Genomic DNA, 20,352 nt, shown 5'->3' with positions numbered 1-20,352 from the left:
TTACACCAGTTCCGCCGCCGCCGCGTCCACCCTGTCGCCCTCCACCACGGCGGCATACACCCCCGCGTGCAGGGCGGCGATCTGGCTGCGCTGGTCCTCGCGCCGGGCCCGCGTGCACCCCTGGGGCGGCCCGTCAACGGCCCGGGCGAGCAGGCCGACGAGCTCACCGGTCAGCCGCCGTGACGGCAACGCCAGATCCTGGGACATACCCTGATCATTCCAAATCAGCACGGCGCCCGCACCCTGCTCCGCGAGGTGCCCGATGTCGGGCGTCAGCGCCCACGTGCCCAGATCACGGCACGCCTCGACCCACCCGGAGTGGGTGCCCCACGCGTAGGGCAGCACCGAGACGTCCAACGCGGCCAGGTAGTCCCACAGCTCCTCGTCCCCCAACCGGGGCGCGAGCACCAAGTCCACGCCCGGGGGCGGCGCGCCGGCCAGGCGCCGCCACCAGCTCGCCACCGCGGGATCGTGCCGGGTTACTGCCGGGTCGAGCACCTCAGGGTGCGCGCGGACCTCGAGCTCGACCATAGTCCCGGTGGCGCGCAGCACCGCGGTCGCCTCGACGAGCGCGGGCAGCAGCGGCATCGGCGCAAGGTTGGTGCGCAGGCTCTTCAGGTGCACCCCGACCCGCAGCGGGCCAGGGTCGGTGGTCACCCTCCGGCCGATCCGGTCCAGCGGTGCGACGTGCGGGTGCGGGACGACGAGGGGTCGGCGGCCGAAGTCGCGCTCGACCACCGCCGCGGCCCCCTCCGTGAGGGTCAGCAGCCCGTCGGCCGCCTCGACGAGGAGCGCGAGGTGCTCGCGGTGGCGGGTCTGGTCGACCAGGTGTGGATGGTCGATGTCGTGCACGGTGTAGACCAGCGGCAGGCCCGCTGCCCGCACCGCCCGCAGCCACGCGGCGAGCTGTGCCGTGCTGCGACCCTCGGTGCCGAAGTGCAGGTGGAGCACATCCTGCTCCCGGGCGTGCCGGCGCACCCAGTCCGCCTCCAGCGCCGGGTGTGGCCACCACTGCCCGGTAGGTGCCCCCGGGACCGGCGGATCCGGCAGGTGCACCACCGGGCTGCTGCCCACGTCGGCGGCGGGCAGCAGGTGCTGCACGTAGGCGTGCGCAGCCGGCACCTGGCGGACCCGTAGGGGCGAGCTCACGCGGTCACCCGCCAGCGACCGTTCTGATCCGGTGCTGCCAGCCCGCGCTCGCGGAACCCCTCGAGCCAGCCCTCCATCGGCCACCAGCCCCAGCGGTCGGCGAACACCCCGGCGTTGCGGACGACGGGCTCGAGCTGGTTCAGCGGCGGCGACGGAGAGGGGTGGTGCTGGTGGTATGCGGTGGCCCCGCCGACCCAGGTCAGGCTGCCGCCGCGGGCGCCGACGACCTGGGCGAAGTCCGTGTCCTCCCCGCCGTAACCCACGTAGTCGGGGCAGAAGCCGCCGATCGCCCAGAAGTCGACCACGGTCATCGCGAAGGACAGCGACCAGAACCGGTTGAGGTCGGGCTCGGGCAGGTGCTCCCCCGGGGCCAGCCGCACCCGGTCCGGCCGGTGCTCGCCGGCCTCGGGGAGCAGCCCGAGGTGGCCGGTCCAGTCGCGCTGCCCAGCTGGCAACGGGGGCAGGTAGGCGACGTCGCCACCGAGCACCGCCGGCGAGGGCCGCTGCCCCGTCAGGGCCTCCAGGGCGCCAGCGTAGGCGGCCACGGTCGTGGGCCCGGGGATGCAGTCGACGTCGAGGAAGACGAGGTGGTCGGCTCCCTGCGCAGTGGCCTCCGCCGCGGCGAGGTTGCGGGCGGCCGCCAGGGGCAGACCACGCGGGTCGGCGGGCACGTCGACGACAGTGCGGCGGGTGGAGCCCCGCGCCCCCGCGTCGGCGGCCACCCGGGCGACCTCGGGGTCGTCCATGGCGGCCACGACGTGCAGGTCCGGTTCCCTGGTCCCTTGCGCCAGGCCGGCGATCTGCCCGCGCAGGTGGTCGTGGCGACCGTGTGCGATGGTCAGGACGGCGACGAGCGGGTCAGTCATGAGGCCCTCCGCCGCGCGTCGCCCGGGCTGAGCCGGCGGGCCAGGTCCTCAAGCCGGGCTGCGGCCTGCACGGCCCCGTCGGCCCCCCAGGCCGACCAACCCTCCCCTCCCCGCCCCAGGGCCTGCTCCAGTAGTTCGGGCCAGCGGTGATCGCGCGGCCACCCGTAGCCCACCGCGGCCAGGCCGAGGCGGTCGAGGGCGTGCACGGTCGCGGCCTGCTCCTCGTAGGGCCGCGGCTGCGCCAGCACCACGGCGGGGCGGCGGGCCCAGGCGACGTCCGCGACGCTGCCTTGCCCTGCGTGGGTGACGACGACGTCGGCGGCGCACAGCTCCGCCGCGAGGTCGGCGGCCGGCGGGAAGCCCCCGCCGCGCACCGTCCACTCCCAGCCCGGGGTCGCTGCGCGGGCTCCGTCGATGTCCTCAGCTGAGAGCGGGTCGCCCCCCTGCCCCCAGAGCACCATCACCCGACGGTCCCCCGGGGCACGACCAGTCCCCGTAGGCGCGTCATCCCTGCCCCGAACGAGGGCGCGGCCGGGCGGCCGGTCGACGCGACCAGGGCGCTGATCCCGCCCACGTGCCAGGCCTTCTCCCACCAGTCGGCGTGCCAACCGGCGTCGAGGTGAGCCGCGTAGGGCCAGGGTGCCAGCAGTGCCTCGGCGGCGTCGTAGGCCAGGGCGTGCACGCTGTCGGTCCGGTCGCCGGGCATCGCGCCGACCACGACCGGGATCCCGCACAACCGCGCCAGGAGCGCCACCTCGACGGACACGTCGACCACGAGGAGCGCGGGCCGCTCGTGCACGAGCCGGTCGACGATCTGCCACTGTCGCCGCAGCAGCCCGGGGTGGTGCCGGGGCACCCAGTGCAGGGTCTCGCCGGCGGTGACGTCCGCGAGCGCCGGGTCCTCCACTGCGGGGTCGTCGTCGCGGGCCAGCTCCACCCACTCCCCGGGCCAGCCCTCCGGCGCGGGGCCGCTGCCCAGCCCGGTCACCGGCGCGGTCAGCGCACGGGCCACGGCGGTCGCTCGCCGCCGGTGGCCCTGGCCTTGGTGGTGCACGTAGTAGGCGATCCTCATGCCACCCCCCAGGCGGGCACGCGGCGGACCTTTCGCCCCATTGGCCGCCCGCCCGGGCGGGCGGGCCCGGCCTCGGCAATATGCTCGTACAGCCGCACGTAGTCGTCGACCATGCGGTCCAGGGAGTGGTGGGCGACGGCATAGCTGCGGCAGTCCTGACGCGACAGGGCCAGCACCTGCGGCAGCAGGGCAGCGCCGCGGGCGACGACCTCGTCCTCGGTCCCCGCGCCGTCCGGCACGGGCACGAGCCGGCCCACGTCGGGACCCACGACCTCGGGCAGGCCGCCCCGGGCCAGCGCGAGCACGGGCGTGCCGCAGGCGAGTGCTTCGGCCGCGACCAGGCCGTAGGGCTCGTCCCAGGCCGGTGTCACCAGCGCTGCCGCGCTCTGCCCCACGAGCTCGGCGAGGTCGGGGGCGCGCAGGTGACCGGCGTACTCCACCTCCGGCCCACAGAGGGGTTCCAGGACCTCACGGAAGTAAGCCTCGTCCGAGACAGGGCCGGCCAGGACGAGCGGTAGCCCGGCGGCCCGGGCTATCCGCGCCGCCAGGTGCGGGGCCTTCTCGGGCACGATCCGGCCCGACCAGACCAACCGCTCCCCACCCGGGCCCGGGCGCCACGTCCCTGTGTCGACGCCGTTGGCGACGACCTGGGCCGGCAACAGGTGCGCCCACGCGCGCGCCGTGTGGCGGCTGACCGCGCTGGCGTGCACCGGTGGGCCGGGAAGGCCCCGGGCGCTGGCCAGTGCCGACTCCAGCCAGGGGGTGGGCGGGGTGTGCAGCGTCAGCACGGTGGGGATGGGCAGGGTGGGAGCCATCGCGGTCGGCAGGTAGTGCAGCGAGTGATTGTTGACGATGTCGACGTCGCGCCGCGCGGCGAGGGAGAGCATGAGCCGCAGGTAGGCGTGGTGCCGTTGCATCGAGCCCTCCTCGGGCATCGAGACGTCCTGGCGGGCAGCCGGCGAGAGCTCCAGCTCCTCCGGCCACAGGTGCTCCACCCCCGGGATGGGCTCGGTGCCCCGGGCGGCGAAGACGCTGACCCGGTGACCGCGGTCCACGAGCCCGTGGACGAGGTGCCAGGTCAACGACTCCAGGCCACCGGCGAAGGGCTGGCTGATCGGGTGGCGCGTGTGCGCGATGACCACGACGTGCACGACGCTCCCATCTCTGCCCCGACGACGATGATGCCCCTGCAGAGGGAGGACAGGAGCACCGCCAACCGGGGAGACCCGGTGGATGATCAGTGTCCGTCGCGACCCCACTCGGGTCCACCCGAAGCGTACCCTGCGGCGTCCGGCTCGAGGCATCCTCCCGAGGGAGACGGTTAGGATTCGGGTGTGAACCCCGTGACCGTGGCCCTGCGCGATGACTACGACGTGGTCGTGCACGGCCTGGAGGCGATGCTGGCCCCCTTCGCCGATCGGGTGCAGGTGGTCGAGCTCAACCTCGACACTGCCACGATCACCCCGGTGGACGTCACCCTCTACGACACCTTCGCCCAGAACCAGGCCGACTCCGAGGACATCGCCCGGCTGGCCAGCAACCCCACCAACGGGCGGATCGTCGTGTACTCCTGGAACGCCCAGCCCGAGCTGGTGCGGCAGGCCCTGGACCGGGGCTGCGCCGGCTACGTGGACAAGTCCACCGCCGCCGAGGATCTGGTGTCCGCGATCGAGCGGATCGCGGCCGGTGAGGTCGTCACGCTCATCCCTGCGTCCAAGCCGGCCGGAGAGCCGCTCACCGGCCATTGGCCCGGGAAGCAGCACGGTCTGTCGGCACGCGAGGCGGAGATCCTGGCGCTGATCACCCAGGGCATGACCAACGAGAACATCGCCACGCGCGCCTACCTGTCGATCAACACGGTGAAGTCCTACATTCGCACCACCTACCGCAAGATCGGCGTCACCCGGCGCAGCCAGGCCGTGCGCTGGGGCATGGAGCACGGCATGCTCCCCGACCACCACCGCGAGCTGCGCTGACGGCACCAGCGGGCCGGATCTCGACCTGGGCTTAGCGGGCCCCCCGGCGGCAGCCGACAAGACGGAACACCGATCCCCGCCTAGGCTGTGCCCCATGCCTGGAGCCGAAGTCGTCGTCGTCGGAGCCGGTATGGCCGGCCTCACCTGTGCCCTCACCCTGCAGGAGGCGGGTGTGCCGGTCCGTGTCCTGGAGGCCTCCGACGCCGTAGGAGGCCGGGTGCGCACCGACCGCGTCGACGGCTTCCTGGTCGACTGGGGCTTCCATGTGCTCAACCCCGCCTACCCGATGATCAAGGCGGTCGCGGACGTGGACGCCCTCGACCTGCAGCCGTTCACCAACGCGGTCGCCTGCCGCAGCCCTCGGCACGGTGATCTGGTCATCCTGGCCGACGTGCGCCGCGAGCCCCAGCTGCTCCGCCAGACCTTCGCGTCGGGCAAGCTGCACCCCGCGAGCCTGGCGGCGCTGGCCCGCTGGTTCGCCCCCGGCATGCGCGAGGAGTACATCGTCACCGGGGAGGGTGACATGACCATCCGCGAGGCGCTCGACCAGGCCGGCCTGAGCGGCCCGCTGCGCAAGGTGGTTGCCGGCTTCCTCGCCGGGGTGCTGCTGGAGGACGAGGGACGGACCTCCAACGCCTTCGCGCTCCTGCTCGCCCGCAAGTTCCTCAAGGGCACCCCCTCGCTACCGGCCCAGGGGATGCAGCAGCTGCCCGAGCAGCTGGCGGCGGCCCTGCACACCCCGGTGGAGCTGAACACCCCCGTCGTGGAGGCCGTGGGAGGCCGGGTGCGCACCGCCGGCGGGGAGACGATCGAGGCCGGGCTGGTCGTCGTGGCCACCGACCCGGTAACCGTCGAGCAGCTGACCGGCCGGCCCGCTCCGGCCGGCAAGGGCGTGACCACCCACTGGTACGCCATGGACGAGGCCCCGACGGACCTGAAGACGATCGTGCTGGACCAGTGCGACCGCCAGGGGCCCGTGCTGACCACGGCGGTCATCTCCAACGTCGCTTCCAGTTACGCCCCCGTCGGACGGCACCTGGTGCAGGCCTCGTCCCTGCTGCGGCCGGGGCAGGACCCGGTGGCCGACGCGGATGTGCTCACCCACCTGAGCCAGATCTACGCCACTGACACCTCCCGCTGGGAGCTGGTGCGCCGCCACGACATCCCCTACGCCCAGCCCGAGCAGCCGGCACCGTTCACCAACCGCTCCGCCCTCGAGGTCGAGACGGGTCTGATCCTGGCCGGCGACCACGTCGACACCGCGTCAGTGCAGGGCGCCATGGTCAGCGGCCGGCGAGCGGCGGACGGCTGGTTGGCCCGGATTGGGGCCGCCACCCCGGCCGGGGCCTAGCCGACCGGCGCTGAGCCGAGCGCAGTCAGCAGCGGCGGCAGCAGTAGCAGCATCGACACCGACCAGGTCACATGGGTGACCATCGGGCCCAGCACGCCACCGGTCACCCGGCGCTGCGCCCCGACGAGCACCCCCAGCAGGGCCGCCGCGAAGACGAGCATGAGGTTGCCGGTGGCCGCGGTGACCAGGGTGTAGAGCACGGTCGTGACCAGCACCGGCCGACGGGTGACTGCGGCGTAGAGCGCCCCGCGGAAGAACACCTCCTCCGCCAGCCCGTTGACCAGCGTGATGAGGACGATGACCGGCAGGGGCGCGGAGCGTGCGTGGTCGAGCACCGCGTTGACCGGGTCGCGCAGCATCGGCACCTGGGCGACGACGACGGCGCCGGCGCAGAAGACCCCCACGGCGAGCAGGCCCAGCGCCAGCGACTGCACCAGCGGCCTCGCCAGGCGACCATCCCGGGTCCAGGCCCGCCCCAGGTGCATCCGACCCGCCAGCACCGCTCCCCCTAACCAGACCAGCGCGAGCAGCCCGGTGAGCAGCAGGAAGAGAGGCTCCCCCGGGGGCACGTTGAGCCCGACCCCCAGGATCACCGCCCCGACGACCAGGGTCAAGGCGCAGACGATGCGGCGCCGCCGCAGAGCCACCGGGGTGTCACGGTTGTCGCGGGGCACCTTGCGGACCAGGGCCGCGTCCAGGAAGTGGCGCAGCTCGTCCCTCCGCAGCCCGCGTCCGTCCACACCCTCACGGTATGCCGTGCCCCCGCCCTTGAGGCGGCTCGAGCGGTCTCGCCGCCGCGTCACGACGCCGCGGGCACCGGCGCGGCGGTGACGATGACGTTGTCGCGGTAGCCGGAGCGCTCCGGCTGCCAGGGCCCGCCGCAGGTCACCAGACGCAACTGCGCTGGCCCGGACCGGTCGAACAGCATCCCGACGTCGAGCTCGGCCTTGGGCACCGTGCGACGGCCGGTGACCTGGTAGTCCACCGCGCTGCCGTCCTCCAGGGTGACCGAGACGAGATCACCGGCCCGCAGGTCGGTGAGCCGGGCCAGCACGCCCTTGCCCGCGGCGAGGGTGTCGACGTGACTGGCCAGCACCGCGGACCCCTCCCCCTCGCCGGGGGCTGCACCGTAGCGGTACCAGCCCACGTCGAAGCCGCTGGCCGGGATCTCCATCTGCCCATCGACGTCCACCCCCACCGGGACCACGTCGACGGTGATGTCCACGGCCGGGATCTCCAGGCCGACCGGCGCCGTGGTCGCGGTCCGCTCCGGGGCCGTGGCGGGCCGTCGGGCCTCCTCGGGCACCAACGGCACCGTGCGGGTGCTCGCCGGCGCCACGGCGCGGTTCAGCCCCACCCTCCCGGCCAGCTCGTCGGGGTCCGTGGCGCCCTGCGGCGCAGCTGTCGCGGCGGTGCCATCATCGAGGGCCGCCAGGGCGTTCACCGCGGGCCCGTCCGCCGACGGGTTCTCGGTGAAGTCGGCGGGGGTTCTGGTCGCGAGGGCCAGCACGACCGCGGCGACGAGGAGCGCGTACCCGCCCGCCAGCACCGCCCACCACAGCCGGCGTCGCCCATGCGTCCGCTCGTCAGCCATCTGGCACCTCCTTCGTCACCGGGCCGCCGAGGGGATCGTTCCCCCCGGCGGCCTCCCGGTGTGAGTCCGGGCAGCCCACCCGGGCCTGGTCGGGTCGACGCCGGATGGCGACCACCGCAACCTCAGGCTGGTGACGTCATCCTGCCTCGTCACTGGTGCGTAGCGAGCCGGCGGCTGGCCAGCGCGACGCCTGCCGCACCCGCGGCGGCGAGCACCCACAGGACGGTGGAGCCGCTGCCCATGAGGCCAGCCTCACCGCCGGGGACGCCGCCCGGGTCGCCGTGCAGCCCGTCGATGGTCTGGACCGCGAGGTCCAGGGTGTCGTCGTCCAGCGAGCCCCAGGCGTAGACGATGGTGTTGGTGCCCTCGGCGAGCGCAAGGTCGGCAGGGCCGAGCACGACGGTGTCGGTGCCGGCCGCGACCACGTCGGCCGAGACGGTGCCCGCCGGCAGCTCCAGGACTTGCTCGTTCGGGTTCTCCAGCGCCTGGATGACCGCCTCGCCACCGGCTCGCACGTCGACCGCCGGGGCCGCCGCGGTGTGCCGGACCGTGAGGCGAGACTCGCCCGCCTCGAGCTGGCTGGTGTCGTTGGCGAAGGCCGCCAGGGTGGGCGTGCCGTCGGCAGCCAGGTGGGCCACCAGGGTCAGATTCGCGCCCCCGGGGACCTCCAGGCCCTCGGCGGAGATGGCCGGCTCGTCGGCCTCCGGGTCGGACCCGTCGGGGTAGACGGCGACGTCGTAGCTGCCGGCCGCCAGGGTCAACGGGTCGGTCAGGGTCCCGGGCGCGAAGTCCGGGATCGCCTCCTCCCCGTTGACATAGACGTCCACGGTCAGGCCCGGCACCCCGTGCAGCACCGAGACGGAGGACTCGTGACTGTCGGCCAGTGCGGGGACGGCGGCGGTGACGGCCAGAGCCAGCCCGCCGGTGAGGGCAACTGCGGTGCGCTTCATGGTTTCTCCTCGGTGCTTCCTTGGGGCCTGGGTGAAGCTGTCCGGCGGTTCCGGCTCTGATGCCGAGCATGGCATACCTGTCTAATGTCTGTCTAGTGTTCTCTTCAGTGTTCTGTCCAGTGCTTGTTCACGGTTGTAGGGTGGCCGCATGCCCACGCCCCTACCCACGATGCGCATCGGAGAGCTGGCCACCCGTACGGGGGTAAGCGTGCACGTGCTCCGCGTCTGGGAGCGGCGTTACGGCCTGCTCACCCCGGGCCGGTCGGCAGGGGGGTATCGCCTGTACGGACCGCAGGACGAGTGGCGGGTCCGGGAGACCGCCCGGCTGCGCGAGGAGGGCATGCCAGCCGCCCAGGCGGCGGCGACCGCGCTGCACGCCTCGCGAGAACTGCCGCCCGAGCTGGAGCACCTGATCAGCCCTACCAACAGCACAAGCCCCAGCGAGACCGAGCGCGATGGGGCCGGTGACGGACTACACGATGCGGGTGTCTCCCGGCTTCGCGAGCGGCTGCTCCAGGCGATCGGTGAGTTCGACGGCACGGCCGCGCAGGCGATCCTCGACGTCGCCCTGGAGCACCTCGGGGTGGAGGGCGCCATCGCACACCTGGTCATGCCGGTCCTGCACGAGACGGGCAACCGCTGGGCGGCCGGGAGGTTCACCGTCGCCCAGGAGCACTTCGCCAGCAACCTCATCCGCATCCGGCTGTCCAGCCTCAGCCTGACCTGGGACGCCGGGACCGGTCCGATAGCCGTCCTCGCCTGCCCCTCCGGCGAGCGGCACGACCTGGCGCTGCTCGCGTTCGGCGTAGTGCTGGGCCGGACCGGCTGGCGGGTGCGCTACCTTGGCGCCGACACCCCGCTGGCCACCCTCGGCTCCGCCGTGGAGGCGCTGGAGCCCGACCTCGTCGTGCTGTCCGCGGTGCGCGAGCAGCCGCTGGCCGAGGCCGCCGACCACCTGGCCGAGCTGCCCGAGACCGCTGCCGCCCTGGGCAGGGCGCAGGTGATCGTCGCCGGCCCAGGCGCGACACCGGAGGTCGCGGCCCGCTTGGGGGCCACGCGGCTGGAGGGTGACCCGGTCGAGGTGGCCCGCCGCCTGGCAGAACGCCGGCGGCAGGCCTGAGTGCCGGGCGCCCCGGGTCAGCGGTTGCGCCGGGTGAGCTCGCCGGAGAGCACGGTGGCAAAGGCGCACCACGCCGCATAGGGGGTCAGGGCCCAACCCCTGGTGTCCCGCACCCGCCCGGCGCGGCGTGCGAGGTCGGCGGCGCTGACGGCGAGCGCCGCGCTGTGCACGACCGCCAGAGCGGGGCGGTGGGCCCGGAAGAAGCTGGCACTCCAGGAGGCGTTGAGGACCAGGTTGAGCCCGAGGGCGCGCTGGTAGGCCCGCCGCTCCCGGCCCGCCCGTCGGGCGCCCTCGCCCTCGCCCGCCGCTCGCCGGTCCAGATCATCGAGAGTGAGCGCAGAGACCGCCGCGATGTCGGCGTAGAGCGCGGTCCACACCACGGGGAAGACCCCGGCAGGGGGCTGCCAGGCAGGTTTGTCCAACAAGCGGTACCACCGGCTGTCGGGCGCGGTCAGCAGGCCGCCGAGGACGGAGGTGGCCACGACCGCCGCCACACCTTGGCGCAGCCGCCGCAGGGCGGTGTCCGGCGCCACCTCCGCCATGGCTGCGCGCACCGCGTCCCGGTACGCCGTCCGGCCCCCGGGGGGCGGGCCGACCAGGGTAAGGATGTCGTCCTCGCGGCAGACCACCTCGTGCACCAGCGATCCCACGAGCGGTTTGGCGACCCCCGCGTCGACCGGGGTGACCACGCCGACCCAGTGGCTGGCCAGACGAGGGGTGAGCACCGGCACGGTCGCGATCAGCCGGCGCCGCTGGCCGGTCTCCTGCGCGAAGACCTGCATCATCTGCTCGTAGGTCAGGACGTCGGGGCCGCCGATGTCGAAGGCCCGGTTGATCTCGGCGGGCAGCTCGGCCGCCCGCACGAGGTAGTGCAGGACGTCGTCGATGGCGACCGGCTGGATCAGGTTGTGCAGCCATTTGGGGGCAACCATGACGGGCAACCGGGTGGTGAGGTGCCGCAGCATCTCGAACGAGACTGACCCGTCGCCGATGACCGTGGCAGCCTGGAGCACGGCCGTGGGCACGCCACTGCCCAGCAGGATCCGCCCGACCTCCACGCGGGAGGCCAGGTGGGCGGACAGCGGGCCGTCCGGGTGCAGGCCGGAGAGGTAGACGAGGCGGCGCACCTCGCCGCGGCGCGCGGCGGCCCCGAACTTGCGGGCCAGACGGCGGTCGCGGGCCACGAAGTCCCCGTCGCGGTCCATGCTGTGCAGCAGGTAGTAGGCGACGTCCAGGGCCTGCTCCCCGTCCGGGCCGAGGGCGCGGTCCAGGTCGTCCGGGGAGCGGGCGTCCCCCTCCACGACCTCGACGTCGTCCCGCCAGGCGCCGGGGAGCCGGCCAGCGTCCCGGGTGAGCACCCGCACAGACCAGCCGTCCTGCAGGAGCCTGGGCACCAGGAGCCCGCCCACGTAGCCGGTCGCCCCGGTGACCAACGCGCGTCGACCGCCCATGCCCCTCGCTCCGTCCGTGTGACTCATGTTTGTCCGAGGCTAGGCAGGGTGTTGGGCCCGTGCAAGGTGGGTAGCCGGGGACGGCGCCGGGACAGGAGGGCGTGCGGGCCGTTAGGGTGGACGGGCCGAGGGCAGACGGAACGGGACCAAGGGGAGTCGGATGCCGTACATCGACATCGAGGCCACAAGGCAGGCCGCGCGCCGGGTGGTCGACGCGGGGACGGACGTGGAGGGTGCGTGCCGGGACTCACGGTGTACCGACGCTGCCGCCGAGCTGCAGGGCTCCCGCACCCTCGCGGCGCTCGAGCCCTTCCGCGGCCTGGTGGACCGGAGGCTATGGCTGGTGCGCGGTGAGCTGCGAGTCGTGGGCACGGCCATGGGCGAGCTGGCCGAGCGCACCGCCACGGCGACGGGAGACGCCCCATGACGACCCACCCCCTGGTCAGCCCGTGGATGCTGCACGACGGGGCAGGCGTGCGCGCCGCCGGGGAGCGGTTGCGCGAGCTGGCCGGGCTCCTGGGCGGGGTCGAGGTCACCGTCGCATCGACCCTCGGCTCGCCGGTCACAGCCCTGGGCTGGCAGGGCCAGGTCACCGACCGGGCCGAGGAGGCCTCCAGCACCGCCCGCACCATGCTGACCCGCCTCGCGGACTGCTGCGATGCGGCCGGGACGGCCCTGCTGGAACTCGCCGCGGCGATGGCATGGCACGGCCCCCGGCTGGTCGAGCTGCTCTCCGACGGCGGCGGCCCGGGCCCCCGCTTCGGCTCACCCGGAGGCCCCGGGCCGATCTTCGGCGCCGAGCCCCGCGACCCGTCCATCGGGCTCCCCGGACAACCGGGCGATCCGGCAGGGGCGAGCCTGCAGTCGGGCGTCGGCAGCCTCACCGTGGAGCCGTGGCGCGAGGTCCTGCCCGTGGATGACCGCGAGCGCCTGGTCCGGCAGCACGTCGACGACCTCGAGGTGCAGGATCAGCGCTGCCACGACCGGCTCGCGCAGGTCCGCGACGACCTGGAGGCGATGTTCCCCCACGGCACCTCCCCGGAGTTCCTGCGCAGTCTGGTGCCCTCGCAGGTGTGGCGCGAGCTGGCGGCGGGCGGGATCATCCGGCACACCCTGCCGATCCGTAGCGATCGGAACCCGGTGGTGGACCCGAGGAGGGTGGGACCGATCCGGCATACCCTGCCCATCCGCAGCGAGCTGCGGCCCGGCTGCTTCCGGGTGGTCGAGCCACCCGTCCGCCATACCCTGCCGATCCGCGAGGGCCATCGGCCCGGCGACTTCCGGACCGAGCCACCGGTCCGCCATACCCTGCCGATCCGCGAGGGCCATCGGCCCGGCGACTTCCGGACCGAGCCACCGGTCCGCCATACCCTGCCGATCCGCGAGGAGCGGACCGTGCTGGCGGGCGCCGACGTGGATCCGGGGCCGGTGACGACGGTCGAGCCCATGGACCGCTGATCCGCCAGGCGCATTCACTGCAGGGCGTCGAGCGTGTCCGCCTCCTGCGGCCCCTTGTCGTCGCGGTAGCGCAGCACCCGCGCGAAGCGCAGCGCGATCCCGCCGGGATAGCGCCGCGAGGTCTGCACCCCGTCGTAGGCGATCTCCACGACCTGCTCGGGGTGGACGTGGACCACGTGCCCCTCGCGCCCGGTCTCCAGGCCGAGGAAACGCTCCGTCTGCCAGGCCAGCACTGAGTCGGTCATGCCCTTGAAGGTCTTGCCGACCATCACCAGCTCCCCGGTCTTCGGGTCGCGGGCGGCCAGGTGGATGTTTGACAGCCACCCCTGACGTCGCCCGCTGCCCCACTCCACGCCGGTGACGACCAGATCCGCCGTCCGGCGTGGCTTGACCTTCACCCAGCCGGCCCCGCGCCGGCCGGCGGCGTAGGGGGCCGCCGGGTCCTTGACCACCACGCCCTCGTGCCCGTGGGCCAGGACGTCGTCGAAGAAGGACCGGGCCGCGACGGGGTCGCTGGTCACCAGCCGGTCCACGCCCAGGTCAGGCGCCAGCTGCCGCAGCGCCGCCCACCGTTCCTGGGCCGGCTCGTCCAGCACATCTCGCCCGTTTAGGTGCAGCAGGTCGAAAAGGTATGTCGTCACCGGGGTCCTGCGCGCCAGCGCCCCGGGGTCGGCGCTGGAGGCGGTGCGTGCCCCCGTGACCTGGAACGGGTGCGGGCGCCCGTCGTCCTGCAGGGCGATGACCTCGCCGTCAAGGACCGCGGTCGTCGCGTCCAGAGCCCCGAGCACCCTGACCACTTCGGGCAGGCGGTCGGTGATCTCCTCCAGGCTGCGGGTGAAGAGGCGCACCACCGGGCCAGACCCGCCGGAGGTCTCGGGCCGTGCGTCCAGGTGGATCTGCAGCCGGATCCCGTCCAGCTTCGTCTCGATGCCGACCTCCCGCGACCCGTCCACCGCCTCCTCGACGGACGGTGCGGAGCCGGCCAGCATGGGCCGCAGCGGGCGCCCCACCTCCAGCCGGATGCGCTCCAGCGCCTCGGCACCGCCGGCGAGCGCGGCCCGGGCCACCGGGCCGGGGAACCCGGCCAGCATGACGGCGCGCCGGACCAGGGCCTCCGGCACGTCCGCGGCCGCAGCGATGGCCGGGAGCAGGACGCCGTCACCGGCCCCCTGCCGCAGCTCGCCGGTGATGAGCCCTGCCAGCCAACGCTGCTCGGGCCCGGTGGCGCGGGCGAAGAGCTGATCCACCGCCGTCGCGCGGGTGGCAGTCGACCCGGCCCCGCTCTGCGCGCGCAGGTCCTCCAGTGCTGCGTCGACCTCCAGCACTGCCATCGTCGACCTGGCTGCCGGGTCCGGCAGGGTGCGCAGCCCGCGCCAGCCGACGCCGACCGTGCGCTGGGGCAGGGTGCCGGCCAGGTAGTCGGCCACCACCTCGACCAGCCGGGCCGAGTCAGCCGCTGCCGCCTCCCGAAGGGTCTGGGCCAGCAGCGCGGTCTTGGCCGTGCGCGACCGGGTGGCAGCGACCGCGGCGGAGGTCTCGATCACGCGGGCGAGCTGCATACCTGGGGAGTCTGCACCAGCCCGGGATGTCCTGCCTGGCGAGGAGCGTATCCGGAAGGGGGCTGGAGGTGTCCACGGGAAAACTTGACCAACTCCTTACCCGTTGTATACCCGGTGTTGGTGATGCCCGACGTACAGTAGTAAGTGACCGCTACCGAAGGTCGAAGTCTGCTCCCTCAGACGTCGGCCGACACGGTCCAGGTGCACCGGCTGGCACCGCACACGGAGGGATCTCATCGCTCCGGAGTCGCGACCACCGGGGGGCGGGTGCACCGGGGAAGGGCGCGCGGGAAGTCACGGGCCCAGCGCGCTCTTCCCCCATGCCCGGCGCCCAGCAGGCCGACAGTCTGGCGCGACTGGGCGGCGCGTTCCGGCCGACAGCCCGGGGGCTAGCCCCCCACGGTCCCGGGGGTGAACGTTCTGTCGGGGGGTGTTGGGGGTCACTACGGTGGTGTTCATGAGCAGCCCCGCACTTCCCGCGTCCGGCGGACTACCCCCCTATGCAGCCCCTGGTCTACGCATGCAAGATCCTCCTGCCCTGCCCCGGCTGACCGGCCCCGGCGAGGGTTGGGACGGGCAGGATGACCGCGCCCCCGGCCAGCTCCGCGCCGCCGGGGCGGCGGAGACGGCACAGACTGCTCCCGGCGACGCGCCGGGCTCGCGGCCGGGTGAGCGGCACGTGTGGTCCTGGGGTGAGCGCAGCAGGACCGCCCTGTGGTCGGTGGCGCACGTGACGACCAGCGTGTTCACCGCCGTGGCCGCGATCGTGCTGGTGTCGCTCGCGATCGCGGGTTTCTTCTCCCTGCCCGCCATCGGTGTGGGCATGCTGCTGCTCACCCCGGCGATCTGGGGCGCCTGGGGTCTGGCTCGGGTCGAACGGCACCGGATCGCGGCCTTCCTCGGGATCGACATCGGCGATCCGGCCCCGTCGTCCGCCCCGCCGTGGCTGCGCACACTTGGCCTGGACCAGCCACGGCTCAAGTCGCTGGGCTGGGCGGGCCTGCACTCGTTGTGGGGGCTGGTCAGTGCCAGCCTCCTGCTCACGCTGGCGTCGCAGGCGCTCATCCTGGCCTCCCTGCCGCTGTGGGGCTGGACGGTGCCGCGGGTATGGGTGCTGTGGGCCATCCCCGTCTCGACAGGACCGCTCTCCCTGAGCCTGCTGTGCGGTCTCGGGCTGCTGCTGCTCGCGCTGGTGCCCGCCGCGGCCCGCGGGCTCGCCGGTGTCGACGTGGCCCTGGCCCGGTGGCTGATCGGCTCCGACCCGCAGACCCAGCTGCGGGCCATGAGCCAGCGGGTGCAGACCCTCACCACGACCCGCACCGAGACCCTGGACTCCGTCGAGGGCGAGCGCCGCCGGATCGAGCGGGACCTGCACGACGGTCCACAGCAGCGGCTGGTCTCGGTGGCGATGAACCTCGGGCTGGCCCGGGACGCCCTCGACCGCAACCCCGACGATCCCGCGGCCGCACGCCTCGTGCGCGACCTGCTGGACGAGGCGCACGCCTCCAGCAAGGAGGCCATCACCGAGATGCGCCAGGTCGCGCGCGGGATCGTCCCGCCGATCTTGGCCGACCGGGGCCTGGACGCCGCCGTCTCCGCCCTGGCCGACCGTTCCCCGGTGCCGGTCACGGTCACCTCGCGGCTGCCCTCGGGCCGCCTGGAGCCGACCGTCGAGGCGATCGCCTACTTCTGCATCTCCGAGGCGCTGACCAACGTCACCAAACACTCCGGCGCCTCCCGGGCCACGATCGAGCTGGGCACCGCCCGGGGGCTGGACGGCGACCTGCTGGCCGTGACCATCACCGACGACGGTGGAGGCGGTGCGGTCGTCGGGGCGGGCACCGGGCTGACGGGGCTGCGGCAGCGGGTCGCTGCCGTGGACGGTCAGGTGCACGTGCACTCCCCGGTCGGCACCGGCACCACCGTGGCCATCACCCTGCCGCTGAGCCTGGCCGGAGGACAGCGATGACCGCATACCCACAGGCGAACGGACCCGCCGGACAAGACGCGCCCGACGGGCAGGCCCGGCCCCTGCGCGTCATTCTCGCCGAGGACTCGGTGCTGCTGCGGGACGGCATCGTCCGGCTGCTCACCGCCACCGGTTTCGACGTGGTCGCCGCCTGCCCGGACGCCGAGAGCTTCCTCGCCGCGGTGCGTGAGCACCGCCCCGACCTGGTCGTCGTCGATGTCCGCATGCCGCCCACCTTCACCGCCGAGGGCCTGCAGGCCGCGCTCGTGGTGCGCGAGGAGCTGCCCACGACCGGGGTGGTCGTGCTCAGCCAGTACGTCGAGGAGCGCTATGCCACCGAGCTGCTCGCCGGGCGGCCCCGGGGGGTCGGCTACCTGCTCAAGGACCGCGTCGCCGACACCAGCGAGTTCGTGGAGGCGCTGAGCACGGTCGCCGGCGGCGGCACCGCCCTGGACCCCGAAGTGATCGGTCAGCTGATGTCGCGCGCCCGCAATGTCGACCCCCTGGAGCGGCTTACACCGCGCGAGCGGGACGTCATGCGGCTCATGGCGCAGGGCCGGACCAACTCTGCGATCAGCCGCGAGTTGTGGATCGGTGAGGGCGCCGTGGAGAAGAACGTCTCCTCGATCTTCACCAAGCTCGAGCTGCCGCCGACCGGGGACGACCACCGGCGCGTGCTGGCCGTGCTGCAGTGGCTGGAGCACGGCGGTGAGTGAGCGGGTCCGGACCGGGCGCCCGAGCCCGGAGCAAGCGGCTCGGGGCATGCCGAGCCTTCCCCCGGCGCGGGTGCGCAGCTCGCGGCCCGGGTATGGCGTGCTGCGCGGGGTCGGCGTACTGGTCGCCGCGGTGATGATCACCGGGTCGAGCCTGTCCCTGGTGCCGAGCATGGCGCGGCAGGAGGCGACGAGCGTGCAGGCGCTAGAGGGCGCATCCCTGGACACGCTCGAGGAGACGGGCACAGTACTGGTCGAGGGTGGCCGCGGGGACGTGGTGGTCCGGGAGATCCGGGCGGGCGAGTCCCCGACCGTGACGCTGAACTCCCGGTGGTCCTTCCGGGAGCCCGAGCTGCGGGTGGGGCAGGGCCCCGACGAGCAACTGGTCGTCTCCGCGCCGTGCCCGGGCGGCAACTGGGGCAACTGCGCCGCCGACGTCGAGCTGTCCGTGCCGCCCGGCACCGCGGTCGAGGTGCGGGCCTCCCTGGGTGACGTGGACATCATCTCGACCGGGGACGTCACCGTGCTCAGCAGCATGGGCGACGTGACGGTCGGCGGCGACCCCGGCCAGGTCGAGGTGCAGACCGACCTGGGCGACATCCAGGTCAGCGGCACCCCCCAGACGGTGCTGGCCGAGGCCAGTCTCGGCACCATCCGGGTGCAACCCCAGGAACCCCCCGCCCTGGTGTCGGCCACCACCAGCCTGGGTGACGTTCACCTGGAGATGCCGGGCGGGGTGTCCTACGCCGTGGACAGCGAGACCAGCCTCGGCGACGAGGTCATCCGGGTCTCCCGCGACCCGGCCGCACCGCATACCCTCCGGGCACGGACGAGCCTGGGCACCATCCGGATGGTGCCGGTCGGCTGAGACGTGTGTGACGTGAGTGACTGACGTTACAAGTTGATAACGATGTGGACGGCGGTCTGACTGCTCCGCCGGCGACCGCTACGGTCGGGGCGTCGCTCGCTTGCCCCCTCACCGGAGAGAACTGCCATGAACTCGCTCACTCTCGCCCTCATCGGCGCGGCGATGGTCCTTGCGGGGTACGCCCTCTACTCCAAGTTTCTCGCGGAGAAGATCTACGCCCTGGACGACTCCCGACCCACCCCGGCCGTCATGCTGGATGACGGCGTCGACTACGTCCCGACCAACAAGTACGTGCTGTGGGGCCACCACTTCACCTCGGTCGCCGGAGCCGCGCCGATCGTCGGGCCCGCCGTCGCGGTGATCTGGGGATGGCTGCCCGCCTTCCTCTGGGTCACCATCGGCACGGTCTTCTTCGCCGGCATGCACGACCTGGGCGCGCTGTGGGCCTCCATCCGCAACCGTGGCCAGTCGATCGGCGCCCTGTCCGGCCGCTACATCGGGGCGCGTGGCCGCAACCTGTTCCTCGTCGTGATCTTCCTGGTGCTGCTGATGGTCAACGCAGCCTTCTCGGTCGTGATCTCCAACCTGCTGGTCGGCACGCCGACGGCGGTCATCCCGACCTGGGGTGCCCTGCTGGTGGCACTGGCCATCGGGCAGGCCATCTACCGCCTCAAGTGGAGCCTGCCGCTGGTCTCGGTCGTCGGCGTCGTCGCGCTCTACGGCCTGATCCTGCTCGGCGACAACGTGCCGCTGGCCCTGCCCGAGACGGTGCTGGGCCTGCCGGACCGCTCGGTCTGGATCATCCTGCTGTTCCTCTACGCCGGTGTCGCCTCGATGCTGCCGGTGTGGATGCTGCTGCAGCCGCGCGACTACATCAACGGTCTGCAGCTGTTCATCGCCCTGGGCATCCTCTACGGCTCGGTGCTCATCGCCCGCCCGGAGGTCGTCGCCCCGGCCTACAACACCAACCTGCCCGAGGGCACACCTTCGCTCGTGCCGCTGCTGTTCGTCACCATCGCCTGCGGCGCCATCTCCGGTTTCCACGGCATGGTCTCCTCCGGCACCAGCTCCAAGCAGCTGGCCAAAGAGGGCGACGCCCGCTTCGTCGGTTACTTCGGCGCGGTCGGCGAGGGTCTGCTCGCCCTGGGCTCCATCATCGCCACCACCGCCGGCTTCGCGACCCTGGCCCAGTGGGAGGACACCTACCAGGCCTTCAACGACGGCGGCGTGAACGCGTTCGTGCAGGGCGGCGGCCGGATCGTCGAGGCGGGGCTAGGGCTGCCACAGTCACTCGCGGCCACGATCATCGCGACCACCGCGATCCTCTTCGCGGCCACGACCATGGACACCGGCGTGCGGCTGAAGCGGTTCGTGATCCAGGAGATCGGGCAGATCGCGGGGGTCAACCTCAACCGCATGCTCGCCACCGTCATCGCGGTCGGCGTCGGCCTGGCGCTGACCTTCGGCGCCGGCGCGGACGGCTCCGGTGGCATGCGGATCTGGCCGCTCTTTGGCACCACCAACCAGCTTCTGGCCGCGCTGACGCTGTCGATCGTCACGATCATGCTGCTCCGTCGCGGCCGCAGTCCGCTGCCGACGCTCATCCCTCTCGTCTTCCTGGGGGCGATGACCATCTATGCACTGTTGGTGCAGCTGGGGACCTTCTGGGAGCAGCGCGACTGGCTGCTGCTCGTCCTCGACATCGTCATCCTCATCTCCGCGCTGTGGGTCATCGTGGAGGCGTTCATCGCGATGAAGAGCGCCCGTGCCTACCCCGGGGACGACGACCAGGAGCTGGCCCTGGAAATGGAGGCCGTCGCCGCCGGCAGCGCTCCCCGTCGGGGCGGAAGCTCCACGGGCCAGGGGCACCCGCAGGAGGGGACGCCGCCCCCGGCCCCCTGACCGGTCGAGGGGTGGCGGCCCCACCGCATACCCTGAACAGATGAGCCAGCCCCCGCAGCCCCGCAACCGCCTCGCCGAGGTGGTGGCGGGGCTGCGGGAGTTCTACGCCGGGCCCTACCGCCAGACCTTCGCGCGGGCGCAGCAGGACGAGGACGACCTCTTCCTGGTGATCGTCCTGGCGGAGGCGCTGGGGGTGCCGAACCCGGCCAGCTACTACACGGTCGAGCTGCTGCCAGTGGTCTACGACCAGTTCCACGACTGGCACCGGCGCATGGGCATGGACCGCAGCCCGCTAGACCACTTCTCCTGCTGCTGACCGGACACCTCCGCGCCGCGCTGCACTGCCCGCACCGC

20 protein-coding genes are annotated in these 20,352 nt (G+C 73.3%); 10 read left to right on the top strand and 10 right to left on the bottom strand.

The window, feature by feature from the left end; genetic code table 11:
- Genes FY030_RS00520 through FY030_RS00505 form a run of 5 tightly spaced genes read right to left on the bottom strand, consistent with a single transcriptional unit; the run spans position 1 to position 4,238 of the window.
- Positions 1–1,149 (bottom strand): glycosyltransferase family protein, encoded by a 1,149-nt coding sequence (locus tag FY030_RS00520; RefSeq protein WP_158059803.1) that lies wholly within the window; start codon positions 1,147–1,149, stop codon positions 1–3.
- Positions 1,146–2,015: a glycosyltransferase family 2 protein gene (locus FY030_RS00515; protein WP_158059802.1), complete on the bottom strand. Its 870-nt coding sequence runs from the start codon at positions 2,013–2,015 to the stop codon at positions 1,146–1,148. Before FY030_RS00515 ends, FY030_RS00520 begins: the two co-directional genes overlap by 4 nt.
- Entirely contained in the window at positions 2,012–2,476 is a 465-nt protein-coding gene (locus FY030_RS16515; protein WP_202879735.1) for a glycosyltransferase, read from the bottom strand. The genes FY030_RS00515 and FY030_RS16515 overlap by 4 nt, the downstream gene beginning before the upstream one ends.
- Positions 2,476–3,087: a hypothetical protein gene (locus FY030_RS16510; RefSeq protein ID WP_202879734.1), complete on the bottom strand. Its 612-nt coding sequence runs from the start codon at positions 3,085–3,087 to the stop codon at positions 2,476–2,478. The genes FY030_RS16515 and FY030_RS16510 overlap by 1 nt, the downstream gene beginning before the upstream one ends.
- Positions 3,084–4,238: a glycosyltransferase gene (locus FY030_RS00505; RefSeq protein ID WP_202879733.1), complete on the bottom strand. Its 1,155-nt coding sequence runs from the start codon at positions 4,236–4,238 to the stop codon at positions 3,084–3,086. The genes FY030_RS16510 and FY030_RS00505 overlap by 4 nt, the downstream gene beginning before the upstream one ends.
- Before the next feature lie 183 nt (positions 4,239–4,421).
- Between FY030_RS00505 and FY030_RS00500 the strand changes: the two genes are divergently transcribed.
- Positions 4,422–5,063 carry a response regulator transcription factor gene (locus FY030_RS00500; RefSeq protein ID WP_238348482.1) on the top strand — a complete coding sequence of 214 codons (642 nt, stop codon included), beginning with the start codon at positions 4,422–4,424 and terminating at the stop codon, positions 5,061–5,063.
- A 94-nt stretch (positions 5,064–5,157) separates the two neighbouring features.
- Complete coding sequence (locus FY030_RS00495; protein WP_158059800.1) at positions 5,158–6,414, top strand: NAD(P)/FAD-dependent oxidoreductase; 1,257 nt, start codon at positions 5,158–5,160, stop codon at positions 6,412–6,414.
- Here FY030_RS00495 and FY030_RS00490 read toward each other — a convergent pair.
- The 3 genes from FY030_RS00490 to FY030_RS00480 all read right to left on the bottom strand — a co-directional run bounded on the left by FY030_RS00490 (position 6,411) and on the right by FY030_RS00480 (position 8,958).
- Positions 6,411–7,154, bottom strand: a complete 744-nt coding sequence (locus FY030_RS00490) for a CPBP family intramembrane glutamic endopeptidase (RefSeq protein WP_238348481.1) — start codon at positions 7,152–7,154, stop codon at positions 6,411–6,413. The genes FY030_RS00495 and FY030_RS00490 overlap by 4 nt on opposite strands.
- Positions 7,155–7,213: 59 nt before the next feature.
- Positions 7,214–8,008, bottom strand: coding sequence for a class F sortase (locus tag FY030_RS00485; protein WP_158059799.1), 795 nt, complete (start codon positions 8,006–8,008; stop codon positions 7,214–7,216).
- Positions 8,009–8,157: 149 nt separating this feature from the next.
- Positions 8,158–8,958 (bottom strand): DUF4397 domain-containing protein, encoded by an 801-nt coding sequence (locus FY030_RS00480; RefSeq protein WP_158059798.1) that lies wholly within the window; start codon positions 8,956–8,958, stop codon positions 8,158–8,160.
- A gap of 148 nt (positions 8,959–9,106) precedes the next feature.
- On the opposite strand from FY030_RS00480, the gene FY030_RS00475 reads away from it, so the two are divergent.
- A complete protein-coding gene (locus FY030_RS00475) occupies positions 9,107–10,078 on the top strand; it encodes a MerR family transcriptional regulator (protein WP_158059797.1) in 972 nt (323 codons plus the stop codon).
- A 17-nt stretch (positions 10,079–10,095) separates the two neighbouring features.
- On the opposite strand, the gene FY030_RS00470 is transcribed toward FY030_RS00475, so the two are convergent.
- Positions 10,096–11,556 carry a tryptophan-rich sensory protein gene (locus FY030_RS00470; protein WP_238348480.1) on the bottom strand — a complete coding sequence of 487 codons (1,461 nt, stop codon included), beginning with the start codon at positions 11,554–11,556 and terminating at the stop codon, positions 10,096–10,098.
- Positions 11,557–11,689: 133 nt separating this feature from the next.
- On the opposite strand from FY030_RS00470, the gene FY030_RS00465 reads away from it, so the two are divergent.
- Together FY030_RS00465 and FY030_RS00460 are read left to right on the top strand one after the other, a co-directional pair.
- Complete coding sequence (locus tag FY030_RS00465; RefSeq protein ID WP_158059796.1) at positions 11,690–11,956, top strand: hypothetical protein; 267 nt, start codon at positions 11,690–11,692, stop codon at positions 11,954–11,956.
- Positions 11,953–12,987, top strand: a complete 1,035-nt coding sequence (locus tag FY030_RS00460) for a hypothetical protein (RefSeq protein ID WP_158059795.1) — start codon at positions 11,953–11,955, stop codon at positions 12,985–12,987. The genes FY030_RS00465 and FY030_RS00460 overlap by 4 nt, the downstream gene beginning before the upstream one ends.
- Positions 12,988–13,001: 14 nt before the next feature.
- Here the strand turns inward: FY030_RS00460 and FY030_RS00455 are convergent, their stop codons facing one another.
- Positions 13,002–14,546, bottom strand: coding sequence for an ATP-dependent DNA ligase (locus FY030_RS00455; RefSeq protein WP_158059794.1), 1,545 nt, complete (start codon positions 14,544–14,546; stop codon positions 13,002–13,004).
- A 520-nt stretch (positions 14,547–15,066) separates the two neighbouring features.
- Between FY030_RS00455 and FY030_RS00450 the strand changes: the two genes are divergently transcribed.
- The 5 genes from FY030_RS00450 (at position 15,067) to FY030_RS00430 (ending at position 20,314) form a co-directional block, all read left to right on the top strand.
- A complete protein-coding gene (locus FY030_RS00450; RefSeq protein ID WP_192498663.1) occupies positions 15,067–16,515 on the top strand; it encodes a sensor histidine kinase in 1,449 nt (482 codons plus the stop codon).
- A 62-nt stretch (positions 16,516–16,577) separates the two neighbouring features.
- Positions 16,578–17,231, top strand: a complete 654-nt coding sequence (locus tag FY030_RS00445) for a response regulator transcription factor (RefSeq protein ID WP_202879789.1) — start codon at positions 16,578–16,580, stop codon at positions 17,229–17,231.
- Positions 17,232–17,277: 46 nt separating this feature from the next.
- Complete coding sequence (locus FY030_RS00440) at positions 17,278–18,096, top strand: DUF4097 family beta strand repeat-containing protein (RefSeq protein ID WP_158059791.1); 819 nt, start codon at positions 17,278–17,280, stop codon at positions 18,094–18,096.
- Between the two features lie 126 nt (positions 18,097–18,222).
- A complete protein-coding gene (locus FY030_RS00435; RefSeq protein WP_158059790.1) occupies positions 18,223–19,998 on the top strand; it encodes a carbon starvation CstA family protein in 1,776 nt (591 codons plus the stop codon).
- A 40-nt stretch (positions 19,999–20,038) separates the two neighbouring features.
- A complete protein-coding gene (locus tag FY030_RS00430) occupies positions 20,039–20,314 on the top strand; it encodes a cory-CC-star protein (RefSeq protein ID WP_158059789.1) in 276 nt (91 codons plus the stop codon).
- The last annotated feature ends 38 nt before the right edge of the window (positions 20,315–20,352 follow it).

Source organism: Ornithinimicrobium pratense (genome assembly GCF_008843165.1).
Lineage (GTDB): Bacteria > Actinomycetota > Actinomycetes > Actinomycetales > Dermatophilaceae > Ornithinicoccus > Ornithinicoccus pratensis.
The sequence above is the reverse complement of the archived record's forward strand: the minus strand, read 5'-3'. Positions and strand labels throughout refer to the sequence as shown.